The organism is Paenibacillus sp. FSL H8-0332, from assembly GCF_037963835.1.
Taxonomy (GTDB): Bacteria; Bacillota; Bacilli; order Paenibacillales; family Paenibacillaceae; genus Paenibacillus_AQ; species Paenibacillus_AQ rhizoplanae.
The window spans coordinates 6,089,714-6,107,239 of record NZ_CP150145.1; the positions used below are offsets into that span (position 1 = coordinate 6,089,714).

Sequence of the window (17,526 nt, forward strand, 5' to 3'; positions counted from 1 at the left end):
CCTCCTCTCAGGGTATGGTTATTCCAGAACAGCGGGAACCTTGAAGTGTCCGTCTTCATGTTCCGGTGCGTTAAGCAGCGCTTCCTCTTGGGTCAGGCTCTCCTTCACCGCATCGTCACGCATCACATTGCTGACTTGCAGCACATGGGTGGTCGGCTCTACATTCTCGGTATCCAGTTCATTCAATTTCTCGGCATATTGTAAAATAGCATTCATTTGTTCGGTGAAGGTAGCCTCTTCTTCCGGGCTTAATTGCAGTCGGGCCAGCTTGGCCACATGCTGCACATCTTTGACGGTGATGCTCATAATGAATATCCCTCCTGTTTAAAGGGCTAAAGCGCCCGGATAACGTTTTTAATTATAGGGTAGACGGCCTTACAATTCAATGCGCTTGTCGATGGAGGGAGATATATACAGCAAAAGACCCGCACCTGCTGATTGTGGCAGGAAGCGGGTCTTGAGTGCTTAAGCTTAATCCGGCTAATGATTCATCCGGTAATACAGGTCATTCCAGCGCAGCTCATTCTCAAGTGAAATCATGGTGCTGGAGGTGTCGATGACAAGGCACTCGACCCCTGCCATACGCGCCCAATCCCGGAGCTGTTCACTTGTTGTATGGAAGGAAAAGGCGAAGTGATGTGCACCCCCGGCCAGAATCCACGCTTCCGATGCACGGGTCAAGGACGGCTCCGGCTGCCAGAGGAGCCGCGCTACCGGCAGATGAGGCATTCTATGTTCATTCTGTACGGCATTCACTTCATTGACGATCAGGCGGAACCGGTCGCCCATATCCACCAGTGTGGCATTGATTCCTTTGCCGCTGGCTCCGTTAAATATTAGACGCGCAGGAGCTTCCTTGCCGCCGACAAACAAGGGATGCACTTCAATCCTTGGTCTGTCCGCAGCCAGGGACGGGCAGATCTCCAGCATATGGGAACCCAGTACCATTTCATTGCCCTTTTGCAGATGATACGTATAATCCTCCATGAAAGAGGTCCCTTGATTACCGGCCATAATCTTCATCATCCGTACCAGCGCGGCCGTCTTCCAGTCGCCTTCACCGCCGAAGCCGTAGCCTGCCGCCATCAGCCGCTGAGCCGCCAGCCCCGGCAATTGCTTCAGTCCATGCAGGTCCTGGAAGCTGGTCACGAACGCTGTATACCCGCCCTCCTCCAAAAATTCGCTCAGCGCAATCTCCATCCGCGCCTGTTCACGAATGGCTTCCCGTTCAGCGCCATCGGCGCGACCCTGATCCGTAAAGTCATATAATTCGGCGTATTCATCCATCAGCCTACGCAGCTTGGCATCACTTACACTCCGAACCCGTTCAGCCAGATCACCGGCCGGATAACCGTTGACCGTCCACCCCAGCTTGATTTGCGCCTCCACCTTATCGCCTTCCGTCACTGCGACATCACGCATATTGTCGCCGAATCTGGCGATTCTCATCGTCTGGCTCCCGGTATAGCCCGCCGCCGTCTTCATCCACCCTCCGATTCTTGCACGCACCTCTTCATCCTTCCAGTGGCCCGCAATAATCTTTCGGGCCATGCGCAGGCGGGCGCCGATGAACCCGAACTCACGGTCGCCGTGCGCCGCCTGGTTCAAGTTCATAAACTCCATGTCGATACTGTCCCAGGGAATCTCGATATTGTATTGGGTATGGAGATGGAGCAGCGGCTTGCGCAGCTGGGTAAGCCCCGAGATCCACATTTTGGCCGGAGAGAAGGTGTGCATCCATGTGATCACCCCCGCGCAGGTCCCGCTGGAATTGGCTTCAAGGCACACTCGCAGAATCGCTTCCGGAGCTGTGACCGTTTCGCGGAACTCAATCGGATACGGAAGGCCCCCTTCGCGGTTTAGCTCCTCGACCATTCTCCTGGAATTCTCCTCCACCTGCTCAAGTACATCCTCTCCGTACAAACCTTGGCTTCCTGTTACAAACCAGAATACATATGGCTTAGCTTGCAGCATATCAAATTCCTCCGTTAGTTCAGTTCGTTTTGAATTTCAATTCAATCTCGTAATGAACGGCTTCTCCAGGCTCCAGCAGCTTCAAAGAATGCGCTCTGTGCTCCTCCGCTCTTCCCCGGGTCCAGCAATTGGACGGCTCGAGTCCCAGCACATGTTCACCTGCTCCGGGCATTCTCCACTGCACCAGTCTGGGCAGCGTCCGCTGATCCCACTTCAGCTCTACCGTCAGGCCTCCCGATGAAGAGGATAAGCCGGGTATAGGAAAAGAAGGGCTGCTGATTTGAGCGCAGATGTACGTTTGCCGTTCCAATGGCTCATGGTAGTACACTTGTTCCTTAAAACGCTGATCCGGCGCCTGCCATTCATGTATCCGTGATATCTCCATATCATCATCACGCGGAGCACAGCTGCTCTCCGGCAATACAATCCGGGTATCCTCCGCAAGCAGCGGAAAGCCAAAGTTGAAATGATACAGCATCAGATGCGGGGCCGGTGTAAAGCCTGCATTCTCCACGCAATCGTTAAGCAGCAGACTGTTCTCTCCAAGCCTGCTTGTAATGGTGCGGGTTAAACGCAGCTTATGTCCAAAAATGGACGTCTCCTCTATGACTCCCCGCAGGCGGATCTCATATTCATTGTCTTGCCATTCCGCCTGATACGAAGCTTGGCGTGCAGACGTATGATGAATCTGTCCATGCAATCCATAAGCTCCGTATTCGTCCCGGCCGGCCGCACCTGCCTGCGACAATCCGCAAGTCATCAGCAACCCGCCGGAGGCTGTCTGCAGCCAGTGATTCCCCTCATCCCTGAAATAAGCGGCATGGGGATCGCCGTTGGCGGCAGACCAGCTAACCGGAATGCCGCAAAATTCAGCCAAAGAGATATCCATTCCCTTGCCGGGATGCACCCAATAGGAGAGGCCAGTGCCGGTCCGCACACGGAACACTTCCTGACCGGCCTCCGGCCCTTCTCTCATTACAAAGGGCTGCACTCCCGCAAGCTGCTCTATTCTCCCAACTCTCGCTTCCAGCTCACGACGGGTCCATTCTCTGCCATAAAGTCTTGCCATACCACCATTCCTCCTGCACCCGGGAAGGAAAGCCTCAGGCTTGTCCGGCACTCCCGAAAATTCTCATCGTACGAACAATATCCTGCTGCACAGCTTCCATAGCCCATCTGGATAGATCATGATAATAGCTTTTGCGCTGCTGCGCGCTGTTGGCCGCCAATTTCGCCTGGAGGATATTGGCCACTTCATGCGCCATATTGGAATAATAGTTAAGCTTGCGGATGCCGCACTGTATGGAAGTTTCATAGGCAGCTTCATCCAGTCCAGACCCGCCATGCATCACCAGCGGCAGGCCGGTAAGCTCTTTGATGAGCTTCAAACGCTCAAAATCCAGAACCGGTTCTGTCAGATAAACACCGTGCGCGGTCCCGTAAGCAACGGCGAGCGCATCGACATCGGTATTTGCAATAAAGGTCTGTGCCTCTTGGGGATTGGTGTATACATCGTCCGGATCATATTCTTCGATCTCTTCCTCCGCTCCGCCGCCCTCCGGACGCAGAATCTTGCCAAGCTCGGCTTCTACGGAAACTCCAAGCGCCTTGGCGATTTTGCTGATCTCATTGGTCTGGCGGATATTCTCCTCCAGCGGCAGATGCGCACCGTCGAACATCACCGACGAGAAGCCGAGTTGCATCGCCCGGATCAGAATTTCGTGATCCTGGCCGTGGTCCAGGTGTACCGCAACGGGAACCCGCGCTTGCCTCGCAGCCGCCAGTATAATGGGAGCGATCACTTCAAGCGGAACAAGCGGAATATGCACTTCCGCAAAGGACAGAATGACCGGTGAGCGCGCCTCCTCGGCCCCGGCAATGATTCCCCGGATCATCTCCAAATTAATCACATTGTACGCGCCGACGGCATAACGTTTGGCTTCGGCATCCTTCATTAACTCTTTCAGGGTCACTAATGGCATTCTTCAGCATCTCCTATGGGTTCGACATGACGTTATTCACTGCTTGATACAGCCGTTTATATTTGGCGTAATTCTCATCATAATGCCTGCGGTTCTCCGGGCGGGGATAGAAGGTAGTGCCCACCTTCACCAAACGGCGGGCAGCTTCTGCATAGGAAGGGAACACTCCCAGCGCCACCCCGGCCAGAATAACCGCTCCTAGAATACCCGCCTCTTCGATATCAAGGGCGATGACGGCCCTATTCATGATGTCCGCCTTGATTTGCAGCCATAGGGCAGACTTGGCACCGCCGCCGCAGGCTTTTAGATCCCTGATACGCATACCCGCTTGCTCCAGACAATCCAGATTGAGCCTCATCTCATAGGTGACGCCCTCCATCAAGGCTCTGTACAGTTCACCCTTCGTAGTGTTGAAATTCAAGCCCGCGATGACCCCAACCGCAGCCGGATTCATGTAAGGTGTGCCTGAGCCGGCAAAATGCGGCAGTACCAAAATGTCTGTAGGACCTTCTCCGGCGCTCTCGCCCATAATCTCATAGACACTCCGGCCGGACTTATCTGCCGCACATTTCTCTTCATAACCGAACTGGTCCCTGTACCACTTGAGCAGGGAGCCGCCGGTGAAATTAAACGCATAGGTGGTATAACTCCCCTGGATATAAGGAACCAGCGCCAGCTTGCTGAGCGCAAGCGCTTGGTCATTGACCTGCATTTTATCGAAGACCGGCGTGATGCACTCTACGGTGCCGATGCCGTCTACGGCCGAGCCTTCTTCCGTGACTCCCGCGCCAATGGCAGCGCATACCTGGTCATGTCCGCCGAGCACCAGCTGAAGGTGGGCAGGCAGTCCCAGCGCCTCAGCCGCTGCGGGTGAAATCCGGCCGAGCCGTGATCCAAGCTCCAGCGCCTGGGGAAATATCCCGCTCCTTAAGCCTGACGCCCGGATTATCTCCTCATCCCACTCAAGCCGGTGAACATCAAAGGCCATCGTTCTGGACGCCAGCGAATAGTCGATCACGGGTCCTGCACCCAGCTTGTAGAGAATAAATGATCCAAACGGCAGAAAGGTATGAAGCCGCTCATAAATGTCCGGCCGCTCTTCCCGGTACCACATCAATTTGGAGAGGGTGTACATCGGATGGGGATGAAGACCCGTCCTGCCAATGATCTTCTCTTCTCCGATATGCTCCACCAAAACCTCCAGTTGCTCGCTTCCCCGCTTGTCAATATACAGCAGGCTGTTTCCAAGCACGCAGCCCCCGCTGTCGAGCAGAACGGCAGCCTCCCCAAAGGAAGAAACGGACAGTCCGGCAAGCATGGCAGGCGGTCTGTCATACTTAATCATTGCGGAACTGATCACAGCTTGAACCGCTTCCCACACCCGCTGCGGGCTCAGCTCATAACAGCCGCTTTCCGGCGATTCCATGGGATATTCCCTGTATGCCTGGGCCAGCACCTCACCCGTTGGAGCCATGATCAGGCATTTCGTTCCTGTTGACCCGATATCTAGGCCTATGAGATCGACGGCCATGTCCCCGATTCAGCCCCTCTCCCCATCCGGGACGTATTTCACACCGGCTATACTATAGCGCTCAGAGATTATGTCTTGTTCCTCTATGCTCAGACCGCCTTCTTGGGTCACCTTAATTGAGGCAAAAGGCAGGCTCTCAGAAATCATGGAATAGCTTACTGCATCATCACATAAAAGCGAGCATTCCCCTGCTTCCGCACCGTACAGAACAGGCTCTATATTAAAAACGGTATCGTCCCGGACACATAGAACGGGCTCTGCCCAAGGAATTAGCGCGCCCTGTTTGATATACAGAGGAACTTCATCCTCAGCAACCTGGCGGGTGATCCATTGTCCGCCGTTCAGCCACTCTCCGGTCAAACGTTCGTACCAGCGGCCTTGAGGCAGGTAGAGCTTACGTGTGTCACCGTTACCATAGACAACAGGAGCAGCCATAAGATCCTCTCCAACCATGAACTGGTCGAAGCAATCCAGCACCTCAGAGTCACCCGGGTAATCCATCACTAAGGGACGTATAGGCGGTACCCCCTGCTGACGGTATCTGCCAAATGCGGCATACAGGTAAGGAATCAGACTCATTCGGATTTGCAGAAGCTTTCTGCATTGCTGCGCCAGTTGCGGCCAATCCTCCAGCCATTCACCGGCATGGTTCTTGTCATGATCGAATTGCTTCCACGGCGGCGAAGGAATCATATAACAGTTAAGCACCGCCAGAGGCGAGAAAATCACAGCGCCAATCCGGCGCAGCAGCTCTTCCCTCGTTGCTGTCTGGCGGACCTCCGGCGACCAGAGCAGACCTGAGAAGGACGCTGTGGCCAGCCCCCGTACGAAGTCTTCATGGTCGTAGAGGTCGCTGTACAGTACATAGGGATAGGGCGCCGCAAGCGCATGGGAAGCGCGTACCTGTCCATAGGTCCGGCGATCCGCTGCCTTGAACGGGGCGAGCATCGTTTGCTGATAGAGCTGGCCGAACAAGCTGTGCATCTGCTCCCCGTCCGCCCCTCCCGGAAAACGGGCGAAATCGGGAAAACCCCAGTTGCCGATATAATCGCCGTTATCACATTCATCCAGCTTGAAGCCTGACAACCCCGCCTCAATGAAGGGCTGGTGGATGTCCGTGAAGGCTTTCCGGGCCTCAGCTTGGGTGAAATCCGGCACCAGACCGTCCCATACATAGCTGTCGGCCGAATAAGGCTTCAGCTCCGGGAAGACAGGACTATCAGGATGCACATAAGCATGCTCCCACAGATTAAGCCGGTACCCCATATCATTCAGATCCTGGATCAGCCTTGTTTCATCCGGAAATCTGTTGCTGTCCCACACATAAGTACAGGAGTAGGCGTTCGTCTGCCAGCCGGGCTCCAGACCAAACATGTCGCAGGGCATCTCATCTTCCCTGATTTGCCGGGCTAACTGCAGGACATCCTCCTGATCCGCATGCCAGTCGGCGCGGTACATCACACCCAATCCCCACATCGGAGGTAACGCCCCGCCGCCGCTGAACAGATTATAGCGGCTGACCGCGTCCTTCATATCCCCGCCGCAAAACACATAAATATCTACTCCTTGCGCCGCAGGGATATCCACCAGCATATTGCCGCTTCCCTTTTTCACTTCCCAGTGCCCCTTCTCGGTGCCTGCCGATTCGAAGCCTTCCAGATCCTGCTTGCTGCCAACTCTCTTGCACCCTCCGCTGAAAAAGGTTGCGTACCGGGCCGTATCCACCAGAATGGCATAACCGGCAGTACTTACATAAAAGGGAACCGGCGCATGGGAGTCGCCCAGATCCGCGGACGGGTCGGAATTCGTGCGCAGCTTCTTCTTGCTGCCGCTCTGTCTGAACGATTTAAGCTGTAAGCCCAAACCGTATACTTCCTCTTCCGGCTCCAAGGGAATCTCCAGCAATACAGAGCCCTGGCGCGGTTGAAAATGAATGTCCTCCCTTAGAAAGGGAAGCGGATTATCTTCAAGCGCATTCAGCGCTTCGAGACATGTGACGGGCTTCAATACCGATACCGGTGTAAATTCTTCGGGTGTTCCGAAGGTCAGCTTAAAGATTCCACTGGCAATTTTCTGCATAATCCATTTCTCCTACTGTAAATAGTTTTTGGAACTATCCCTTCACGCTTCCCAGGACGAGACCAGACACGAAATAACGCTGTAAAAAAGGGTAGACGCACAAGATGGGCAACGTGGCCAGAATGATCTGCGCGCTCTTGGTCGTGCGCGGTGAGATGCTGGCCAGGAGTGCGGCGTCCTCAGACCTCACATTGCTGAAATCGAAGCTGACAATAATGGAGCGTAAATAGGTGGCGAGCGGATAGTTCTCGGTCTGGTTCATGAAGATCATTCCGTCAAACCAGCTATTCCAATGCCCTACCATAGCCAGCAGCAGGATGGTCGCAAAGGCAGGCAACGACAGCGGGAAATATAACCGCCACAGGATGGTCCAGTGTCCGGCTCCATCTATGCGGAAGGACTCATCCAGTTCCCGGGGCAGTCCTCTGAAGAAATTGATCATCAGAACGATGTTGAAGACCGCCAGGGCTGTCGGCAGGACCAGTACCATCATGGTATCCAGCATGTGGAGGGATTTCACCTGCATGTACAGGGGAACGATGCCTCCGCTGAACAGGATGGTGAACATGAAAAACCATACATAAAACGTCCGCATGCTGAAATCCCTGTTCTCCCTGGAAAGGGGGTAAGCCGAAATAAAGGTAACCAGCATCTGCAGGGCGCTGCCCACAAGCACACGGATCACAGCCACGCCCAAGGATCTTAGAAATTCCGGACGGGTAGCGATAAATTTATAAGCGTCCAGTGAAAAGTCCGACGGAAAAAACCGTACCTTCCCCATCGCCACCGCCGAGGCGGAGCTGAAGGAAATGGCTAACGTATTGACAATCGGCGCAATGCAGAGGATTCCCAAGAGAATGAGAAACACTTTGTTGAATACTGCGAACACGGTGCTGCCGTTCAAACGGTATTTCACCCTTGCTCCCCCTTTCAAAAAATGCGGTAATCGGCAAACTTATAAGCCATATAATAGGAAACTGAAATAAGTACTCCGGATACCAGCGATTTAAACAGTCCTACGGCTGTCGCTACGCTGTACTGCGCCTGATTAAAGGCCAGCCGGTAGACCAGCGTATCCAGGATATCGCCGGAATCGACCACCAGCGGATTGAGCAGCATGAATACCTGTTCGAACCCGGCGTTCAGCACATTGCCCAGACTGAGAGTAGCCAGAAGAATGATTGTGGGACGAATGCCGGGCAGCGTAACATGCCAGATCTGCCGCCAGCGGCTGGCTCCGTCAATCATGGCTGCTTCATACAAATCCGGATTAATGGAGGTTAGCGCAGCCATATAGATAATCGTATTGAAGCCAAAGTTCTTCCACACTTCAGTAGTGACCAGTACGCCGGGGAACAGCCGGTTGCTGGACAGGAAGCCCACCGGCTCTCCGCCAAAGGCCTGGATGAGGCTGTTAATCACCCCCTCCAGACTGAGGACATCCAGAATGATGCCGCCGAGCACCACCCAGGACAGGAAATAAGGCAGGTACATCGCAGTTTGCAGCACCCGTTTCAGCTTCTGGCCGCGCATTTCGTTCAGCAGCAGCGCAACAACGATAGGCACAATCAATGAAAATACAATTTTCAAAATCGAGATATAGATCGTGTTATACATGACTTGCCCGAAGCGGGGCATGGAAATAATATATTTGAAATTGTCCATCCCGACCCACGGACCCGCAAGCCAGCCCTTGAACACGCTAAAGTTCTGGAAGGCCATGACAATCCCCATCATCGGGATATAGCAGAATAGAACAGCCAGTATAATTCCCGGTATCAAAAACAAATGGTACGGTAATTCATGTCTGAAGCGGCTCTTCAGGTGCGATGCTCTCACAATAGGCTACCCCTTTCATCACAAGCTGGCATTGATCTCGTCCAGAATCTGCTGGCCGCCCAGCTTGTGCCACTCGGATACGAAGGTATCGAAGGCGTCAATAGGCTCCGCACCCATGATGATCTTCGTAAAAATTTCACGTTCATAATCGCCCAGAATGCCCATTTTGTTCAGCATCGTTTCCGTGGTGCCTCCATAAGCCTGGGGAATCAGATGATCCGTGCCATAGCCCTCCACAATCGTTTTGAAGGCTTTGACCTGGTGATATTCCATATAGCCGGTCCCCTTGCCGTCCAGATAAGCTACGCTCGGTTCGTATTTCCCCGTCTCGGTCAGAGCCTGATCCAGCTTGCTGGGATCGCGCTTCTCGATGGCTTCGATCAGGTATTCCAAAGATTTCACGGTAGCATCATCGGTCGTAAGAGTCCGGGCCAGAGACAAGTGCCCCTGTTCCACAATGGTCTGCCCTTTTTCGAAAGCAAAGAATTTCTTGACCTCGGGATCATTCCGGTTCGGACCGTAAGCCATCTCGTTGTAATCATTTAATAATTGGACGAGAATTTCGGGATGCTTATAGTCTTTGTTCACCGCATAGTAGCTCACCACGGTTGTGCCTACATTGGCAAATACATCCTCGCCGTCGGCGCTTGGGGCCGCCAGTGGAGTCCAGACCATATCCGGCTGGCCCTCCAGGCCCGTACCGTACATGTATACGTTCCAGCAGCGTCCATAGCTGATGCCGTATTTGCCGCCGCTGACCTCCTCCGTTACCTTGGTCGTATCCTTCATGCCAAACTCAGGATCAATCAGGCCGGCCTGATACATTTCTCTGAGCTTAGCCAAGGCATTCTTCATTTCAGGCTGCACGCTGCCGTAGGTGATCTTGCCGTCATCTCCTTTGAGCCAGCTCTGCGGATAGGCATGGTATCCGTTGAAGAATCCGGTGGTGGAGGTAATCCCGTCGAATAGCCAGTTGCTGAACGCCAGCCCGCCGGTGTCGTCGATGCCGTTGCCGTCCGGGTCCTGTTCCTTGAAGGCCTTGGCTACCTTAATTACATCGTCGATGGTCTTCGGCACAGGCAGGTTCAGCTTATCCAGCCAGTCCTGACGCACCCACAGCAGACTAGGTTCATAGATGACTGAGGTCGTGTAAGGCAAAGCCATGAGCTTGCCGTCAAAGGTAGCCGAATCCATCGCAAGGCCGCCGTCACCGGTAAGAATCTCCTTCGTCAAATCAGAAGCATGCTCCTCGAAAACATCGGTCAGATCCGCTGTCATACCGGCTTTTACCATGGTCTCCAGCTGGTTGGTGGAGGCTTCAATGACGATATCCGGGATTGAGCCCGAGGCAATAACGATATTCAGCTTCTCATTGTATTCATTCTGCAGAGCGGTCCATTCGTGTATGACATTCAGATTGAACTTGTCAGCATAATGCCGGTACCAGATGTTGTTCGCAAAATCATCCCCTGCGGGATATCCCCAGGTGGGCAGGGAATAACGGCCTACCCGCAGGTCAATGGGTTGCTTCGGATCGGCACTGGAGCTGGCAGTGTCTTTGGTATTGGTATTGGATGGTGAGCTGCAGGCTGTCAGGGCCAAAAGAACGGTACTAATCGATAAAGCGGCAATTTTTCTCATGATTTTGCTTCCCCCTCATATTCGGTTTCTGCATGATCTCTTTATTGCACAATCAGAGCCGGCTGGCCCCAGAAGGCCCTGTCATATCCGTAGTCGCCCAACGAATCAGTGATCAGGGTAATGATGACCGAAGTTCCGGCATATTCGGCCAGCGGGATACTGAACGGCGTCCAGGCCCCGCCTGGCATGATATCCTGCGACCACTTTACCGTTCCGTTCACCGCTATGCGGAAGCCGGCGCCCTGGGAGCCCTCCGATCCGTCCTTAATGCCGGCGAATCCCTGCAGTACAGCCTGCGTGTCTGCGGGCAAATTCAAGGCATATTCAATATGCGTCTGCCCGTGCTGCGGCGGGTGGGCATCCAGCCCCTGCTTCTCAACACCGAGTACAGAGCCGCTTCCCGGGAATCCGCCGAACGGAGACTGGGCTTGCCCTTCGCTTCCGTCCTCGAACACCAGGCTCGAATGATATGGAGCGCCGGGTAACGATAAGGGCAGCTGCACAGGAGCAGACACGTTGTGAATCAGATACACCGTACCCGAGGCAGGTGCTGTAATTTCGTAGTGATTGTTACCTAGACTTACAGACGAGGCTGCTCCGTAGCTGGATTGCACCACAGTTAAGGGCAGCGGGCTGTTCACCTTGAAGCTTACGCTGCGGTTGCCGCCGTAAGTTGCGACGGCTACTGTCGGCGCCACCCATACGGCAGAATCATTGTCCACCGTCACACCGGGATGCGTCTCCAGCCGGAGGGTCACTTCTTTGCCTGCGAATTCCGACAAATCCAGCTCCATGGCTGTAGGTGAGGCGCTTCTGCTGAACTGCTCTTCACTCAGCACCGTACGGTCCCCAGGCGCTTCTGCCTTATCCCAAGCGGATACCTTGAAGGTGACACCGTCACTGCTCGCAACATTCTGCTCGGAGCCCAGCTGCACACCGGCTTGAAAGCTCGCTGCCGCTGCTGCAGGCAGATTGATATCAAATTCCAGCCAGGTATGCCCGCCCTGCCACTGTCCTGCGTAAGGCGGATGGGCCAGGATCCGGTCGCCCCAGTGCTGCACAGTTCCTCCTCCGGGGAAGGAGTAGGAGAATCCGCCCGTGGTAGGGAACGGGGCAGCGGTTGTATGGACGGTACCGTCTCCCAGAACCTCTCCTGCTCTAACCGGTCCCTCGTAATTCAGCAGATCTATATCCCCGAACTGAAGCTTGTCGTCCATAACGATGGTGGTGTGGGTGGAGCGGCTGGACAGCCGTTTTAGCGCCACATCCTCCGGCCACTCATAGACATGGAATCCCTCGGGATCGCGGACCTGGTTCAAATACAGATACGTTTTGTCCGGGTCCAGCCCGAACAGCTTCTGTTCGTCATAGAGCAGCCACCCCGGAATGCTTCCCGGCAACGGATAGGTCTCTGCCCCGTACAAATAACGCATGATGTCGGTGCCCCCGCCGGAAGGGTTCCCGTCGTAGGCGGTCAGCTTCTCGCCATAGGAATCGCGGACATATTTGGCACTGCCGCCGTTTGCTGTCCTGAAAGCAAACAAAGTGGGATCTGACATATTGCTGAAATCGGCTGTAGGCTGTGCGCTCTGGTACCAGCCCGCTTCATCCAGCAATTGTTCCATCAGCGGGGTAGGATTGGCGATCTGGCCCAGATTAGGTCTTGTGAGCATCGGAATGGCCCCGAGCCGGTTCTGAACGACCTTATGCCAGGCCATGAAATAATCCTCCGTGATCGGGTTCGCATGATCAGGATGACCATAAATGGTCGTATACGGGGCAAAAATCGCTGAGCTGGCCGGAACCACCTGATTGATTTTGCTGTCATCCCACGTTCCGCTCGCGGAGAAGATGCCATAGGCATGGCGCTGCGCAAAGGACTCATAGCGTGTCGTGATTTCATTCAAGCTCTCCCCGCCCAAGGCGATATCCGGCAGCGCTTCTCTAAGCTCGCGGTGCAGGGCGATATTGCCTTGCATCATGTTGTTGCCGTCAATCAGGCCGTTGGCATCGTTATACATGAGCAGCGACTGGTCCAGATGCAGCGCGTCCGGTCCGACCTCATTCACCAGGGCAGTCATCTTGTTAACGAAGAGTTCCCGCCACGCCTCCGCCGCCGGATTAATAACGGCAAATGAAATCTGTTCCGATCCTGCTGTATACTCCCAGCGCTTCCGCTCCAGCGTGAACGGATCCTTCACCTGATAGGGCTGCATCTGTGTATAATTCTCGTTGTTAAACGATGTTCCGAATATATTGACATACAGCATCACGCGGAATCCCAGCGCCTGAGCAGCGTCGATCCTGGCTGCGATATCCGGCTTAGGCTCATAATTGGGAAAATTCACATCATAGGGGTCCGCTCTCCAGCCGGGAACAACCAGCAGCGTCCGCTCCGCATCTACCCGCTGTGCAAGCTCCTCCAGCATCGGCTGGTCTTCCAGATCGGTCAGTACCGTGAATCCGATATCCTTCGCCCAATCCGGTGCCTTCGCGGAAGATTCAGCTAACCCAAAGGCGCCATCTGCCCACTCCCGGTACATCGCCGATCCTTTTGCCCAGTCACCGGCGTAGGCTTTAAGCCGCCAATCCGTGGAGACTGACTTGGTCGTTTGCTGAAACGGAGCGGGCGATTGCGTCTCTATTCCAACATAGAAGCTGCCATTCTCATGCTTCACATGCAATGTTTTGAAGAAATCGGCATTGTCATCCGCATGAACCAGCAGTCCGCCCTCTGCCCCCTGCACAAGAAACATCTGCGCCTCCCAGACATCGGGATAGGTGAACTGGGAGAAGCCATAGGCGGCGTCCGGTGATTCGGCAGTGAGCCGGATCCCGCCCAGTGCAGGAATAATCAGATCATACGTATCGGGGATAATGAATCCCCATTGCACGCCCGATATACCTGGTTGCACTGTCTGCGCATGTTGGCTGACGGTCAAGGTACCGTCATATTTACGGGCAACCGTCGTTTCCAGCTCAGCCAGCGAAGTGCCCGACCCCCAGGTGTGTTCATAGGTGACATGCCCTCTCTTCGCTGAAACGGTGGAAGTTGCCGTATCATTCCACAGATTGTTCTGCGCCAGATGGCGGATACCGGTCAGCTTGCCTTCGTTGCCGCGGGCCAGATTTATCGTTCCATAGGTGAAGTCGATGGCGGCCGTGCCGGAATCAATCGTCACCTTCACATTAGCTGTATCTGCAAAACTAAGACCCGGCAGACTGCCACACCAAAGGATACACGCCACACATACCATCACTGTTCTTCTGACAACATGGATCATTACCTATCCCCTCTCTTCATCCGGAATGGAATGGACCTACATTGCAAACTGCCTGGTAATGAATTCCGCACTCCCCTCACTCACGAACAGCCCCATCCCTCCTTGCTGGAAATCATACAGCCGTGTGCTTAACGCAAGCTCCTCGTTCACATAGACTACGCATACCTGATCTTCCAGATATATGCTTAACGAGCAGGCGGTTCCCGGCAGCAATTGCAGCGGCCGCTCCATGCCGACGGCGTAGGGGACATCTCCCTTCCTCGGCCACTGGTCAACAACAATCCGGTTACGGCCCGGCTCCAGCCGGATCATATACCCCTGCCCGAACTCCTGATCGGTCCGCAGAATAATGCCGCAGCCCCGGGTGCCGGGAGCGAACGTTATCGTCGCCTCCAGCTTGCAGGCGCCGTCCGGTAATGGCCCCGCATAGGCACCGGCGAAGGAATCGGTTGCCGTAACCGCAGCCGTGCTGCCGCTGAACTTCCAGCGTCCGAGCACTTCGGTGAAGGATAAAGCGCTTTCCTGATTAAACGCAGCATTCAGGGTATCCGGCACTTTTACAAGCAGCGCACCATCCGTGCCCTGTACGACTTCATGCACAACCAGATGTCCGCCCCATTGCCAGGTGCCCCCGTCATGCTCGCCTTCCCGCGTCGGGTTCCATCCGAAAGCATAACGCCGCTCACCGTCGGTCCAGGTCTTGGCGGCATAGAATGCCCGGGTATCAAGTGCATCGTTCTCGGGTGCCAGCCAAGGCCCCTGCAGCGAGCGGCTCATCCGGTAATGCGTGACCGTACGGTCCGAGAATGTCGAGTACAGAAGGTACCACCAGTCCCCCATCCGGAACAGGTCCGGGCATTCGTGAGTCGTATACAAGTAGGGAGCCCAGAACGGATCGCGTACCTCCCAGCTGGTCAAGTCCTTGGAGGCGCATAGGGCAACGCAGCCGCGGCGACCCGCGGGGCCCTTCTTCAACCGGGCGGCAAGGAGCATCCAATATTCCCCCGCCTCCTCGTTCCAGAATACAAACGGATCACGCCAGTCATGCTCCTCGTAGCCCTCCGTTGGTGCGAAGAAGGCATCCTCCGGCCGTTTTTCCCAATGTACAAAATCGCTGCTGACCGCATGCATCACTGCCTGCTGCGCCTTGCCCTCTGCCGGAAAATGAAAATTGTTGCCGGTATAGAAAATATGATACAGTCCGTCTTTCTTCAGCACGCATCCCGTATAGATATACAGGTCCTGCTCGGATACCGCGCCCCTCGGCAGAACCTCTCCGTATTCCTTGTAGTGAATGAAATCCCGGGTCCCCAGCAGAAACCAGGGCGTGCCTTCACCGTGTCCTTCCCTGTCGCGCCAATCTTTCAGATACAGCAGCTTGAACTCGCCGTCTTCATAGAACGGGATAACGTCGGCCAGCCAGCCGTCTTCAGGCTTGTAGAATAATTTGCTCATGCTGCTCGTTCACTCTCCTCCATACGGTTCATTAATTTCTTCCAGGATCGCTTTACCGCCAAGCCGGTTCCAATCCTTTACGAATCTATCGAATTCATCAATGGAAACCGCCCCCATAATAATTTTGGTGAAGGTTTCTTTCTCGAGTCTGTCCAGCATGGCCCACTTCTCTGTCATCGTAGGGGTCTGTCCTCCGAAGGCAGTCATCAGCAGCCGGTCGCCGCTATAGTGGTCCATGGTCGTCTCGAACCCGAAGTATTGATGGGCAACGGCCCAATTATCCATATTTCCGGTTGTCAGGTAATCAAGGGTCGGCCCGTATTTGTCGGTTTCGGTGAGCGCATCCTTCAGCAGGCTTCCATCCTCGTTCCTGATAGCCTCGCGCAGTAACGACAACGACTCTGCCACATCCTCGTTGGATACACCGGATTGGACAAAGGACAGCCTGGAGGTGTTGATCCGTCCGCCGGCTTCTTCCACAGTAATGAATTCGCCTTCGCCGCGTCTGGAGCCATGAACCACCTCTTCATGCAGGTTCAGCATTTTCACTACAGCCTCCGGGTGCTGATAGCCTTTGCGCACTACGACATATCCGCTGGCCGAGAAGCCTACGCTGGCCTTGGCCGGCACGCCATCCACCGAAGGCACCGCATACGGCTTCCACTCCATTCCGGGGTTTTGCCGTACCGCATCCAGGAATACATAGGGATTCCAGTTGGCGCCGAACGTCATGCCGAGCTTGTTCGCGGCGATATCCTCCACTACCTGGTCGCTGTCCTTGACACCGAATTCCCGGTCCAGCTGCCCGCTCCTGTACATCTCCTGAAGCTTGCCCAGCGCACGCTTCATCTCCGGCTGTATGGAACCGTACATCACTTGACCGTTCCCGTCCTTGATCCAGGTCTGCGGATAAGCATGATACGCATTGAAGAATCCGGTAACCGAGGCAATGCCGCCATACAGGTAATTATTGATGGCCAGGCCAAAGGTATCCTGCCGGTTGTTGCCGTCGGGATCTTGCCGCGTAAATGCATCAGCAATCGCAAACACCTCCTCCAGCGTTTTGGGCTCAGGCAGACCTAATTTGTCCAGCCAGTCCGTACGCACCCACAGCAGATTGGCTTCGTAGATCGGAGCATTGACGATGGGAATGGCCAGCAGTTTGCCGTTGAACGTGGCGGAAGCCAAGGCCGCACCGCCGTCTCCCAGCTGTAGTTTTTTGGTGCGGCCGGAGGCGTAACGCTCATAGACCGCCGTCAGATCTTCCAATTGATCCGCATCCGCCAGCTGTTTGAGCTGGCCTGCGGAGACGGAGAACATCTCCGGCAGACTGCCCAATGCGATCAGGACATTCAGCTTGCGGCTGTACTCGCCCGGCAGGGCGGTCCAATCGTGTTCAATTTCGATGCCCAACAGGTTGCGGTACTCCCGGTACCAGATATTATCTTCAATGCTGTCACCGCCGGGATACGTCCAGGTCTGATCGACCGGACGAGCGATATGAAGCTGAATCGGCGGATCGTATTTTCCAAACAGGTAGACTTCATGTTCCGCAGAGTTCAGAATTATGCCCGTTCCGGGACTGCTCGCGCTTAGCAGCAGCGACAGAACGATTCCGTAAGACGTCAAGACTGCCAATCTCTTTCCCTTCACTTCTTATCCCCCTTCAATCTTGGAGGAGCTTCGTGAAAGTTCGCCTTATTTAGCATTATTATAGGCTCTCTTCCCCTGGCCCCTCTAC

Annotated in this window: 12 protein-coding genes; all 12 read right to left on the bottom strand. The window is 54.7% G+C overall.

Annotated elements, in window-relative coordinates; genetic code table 11:
- Positions 1-18: 18 nt before the first annotated feature.
- Positions 19-306, bottom strand: a complete 288-nt coding sequence (gene gatC / locus NST43_RS26385) for an Asp-tRNA(Asn)/Glu-tRNA(Gln) amidotransferase subunit GatC (protein WP_173139646.1) — start codon at positions 304-306, stop codon at positions 19-21.
- A gap of 174 nt (positions 307-480) precedes the next feature.
- Entirely contained in the window at positions 481-1,974 is a 1,494-nt protein-coding gene (gene araA, locus NST43_RS26390) for an L-arabinose isomerase (protein ID WP_339220286.1), read from the bottom strand.
- 19 nt (positions 1,975-1,993) lie between these two features.
- The gene (locus NST43_RS26395) at positions 1,994-3,043 is read right to left on the bottom strand and encodes an aldose 1-epimerase family protein (protein WP_339220288.1); all 1,050 of its coding nucleotides are present in this window, start codon (positions 3,041-3,043) and stop codon (positions 1,994-1,996) included.
- A gap of 34 nt (positions 3,044-3,077) precedes the next feature.
- Complete coding sequence (locus NST43_RS26400) at positions 3,078-3,956, bottom strand: class II fructose-bisphosphate aldolase (protein WP_339220290.1); 879 nt, start codon at positions 3,954-3,956, stop codon at positions 3,078-3,080.
- A gap of 13 nt (positions 3,957-3,969) precedes the next feature.
- A complete protein-coding gene (locus NST43_RS26405; protein WP_339220292.1) occupies positions 3,970-5,487 on the bottom strand; it encodes an FGGY-family carbohydrate kinase in 1,518 nt (505 codons plus the stop codon).
- A 9-nt stretch (positions 5,488-5,496) separates the two neighbouring features.
- Positions 5,497-7,566 (bottom strand): TIM-barrel domain-containing protein, encoded by a 2,070-nt coding sequence (locus NST43_RS26410; protein WP_339220294.1) that lies wholly within the window; start codon positions 7,564-7,566, stop codon positions 5,497-5,499.
- A gap of 34 nt (positions 7,567-7,600) precedes the next feature.
- Positions 7,601-8,482: a carbohydrate ABC transporter permease gene (locus NST43_RS26415; RefSeq protein ID WP_042139988.1), complete on the bottom strand. Its 882-nt coding sequence runs from the start codon at positions 8,480-8,482 to the stop codon at positions 7,601-7,603.
- 14 nt (positions 8,483-8,496) lie between these two features.
- The gene (locus tag NST43_RS26420) at positions 8,497-9,405 is read right to left on the bottom strand and encodes an ABC transporter permease subunit (protein ID WP_339220298.1); all 909 of its coding nucleotides are present in this window, start codon (positions 9,403-9,405) and stop codon (positions 8,497-8,499) included.
- A gap of 18 nt (positions 9,406-9,423) precedes the next feature.
- Positions 9,424-11,046 carry an extracellular solute-binding protein gene (locus NST43_RS26425; RefSeq protein WP_339220300.1) on the bottom strand — a complete coding sequence of 541 codons (1,623 nt, stop codon included), beginning with the start codon at positions 11,044-11,046 and terminating at the stop codon, positions 9,424-9,426.
- Between the two features lie 41 nt (positions 11,047-11,087).
- Positions 11,088-14,330: a DUF6259 domain-containing protein gene (locus tag NST43_RS26430; RefSeq protein WP_339220302.1), complete on the bottom strand. Its 3,243-nt coding sequence runs from the start codon at positions 14,328-14,330 to the stop codon at positions 11,088-11,090.
- A gap of 36 nt (positions 14,331-14,366) precedes the next feature.
- Positions 14,367-15,785: a family 43 glycosylhydrolase gene (locus NST43_RS26435; protein ID WP_339220304.1), complete on the bottom strand. Its 1,419-nt coding sequence runs from the start codon at positions 15,783-15,785 to the stop codon at positions 14,367-14,369.
- Positions 15,786-15,794: 9 nt separating this feature from the next.
- The gene (locus tag NST43_RS26440) at positions 15,795-17,438 is read right to left on the bottom strand and encodes an extracellular solute-binding protein (RefSeq protein WP_339220306.1); all 1,644 of its coding nucleotides are present in this window, start codon (positions 17,436-17,438) and stop codon (positions 15,795-15,797) included.
- Positions 17,439-17,526 lie beyond the last annotated feature (88 nt).

Bases quoted from the DNA above. Each gene is read 5' to 3' on its own strand.
- gatC (WP_173139646.1), bottom strand. From the start codon at position 306: ATGAGCATCACCGTCAAAGATGTGCAGCATGTGGCCAAGCTGGCCCGA.
- araA (WP_339220286.1), bottom strand. From the start codon at position 1,974: ATGCTGCAAGCTAAGCCATATGTATTCTGGTTTGTAACAGGAAGCCAA.
- NST43_RS26395 (WP_339220288.1), bottom strand. From the start codon at position 3,043: ATGGCAAGACTTTATGGCAGAGAATGGACCCGTCGTGAGCTGGAAGCG.
- NST43_RS26400 (WP_339220290.1), bottom strand. From the start codon at position 3,956: ATGCCATTAGTGACCCTGAAAGAGTTAATGAAGGATGCCGAAGCCAAA.
- NST43_RS26405 (WP_339220292.1), bottom strand. From the start codon at position 5,487: ATGGCCGTCGATCTCATAGGCCTAGATATCGGGTCAACAGGAACGAAA.
- NST43_RS26410 (WP_339220294.1), bottom strand. From the start codon at position 7,566: ATGCAGAAAATTGCCAGTGGAATCTTTAAGCTGACCTTCGGAACACCC.
- NST43_RS26425 (WP_339220300.1), bottom strand. From the start codon at position 11,046: ATGAGAAAAATTGCCGCTTTATCGATTAGTACCGTTCTTTTGGCCCTG.
- NST43_RS26430 (WP_339220302.1), bottom strand. From the start codon at position 14,330: ATGATCCATGTTGTCAGAAGAACAGTGATGGTATGTGTGGCGTGTATC.
- NST43_RS26435 (WP_339220304.1), bottom strand. From the start codon at position 15,785: ATGAGCAAATTATTCTACAAGCCTGAAGACGGCTGGCTGGCCGACGTT.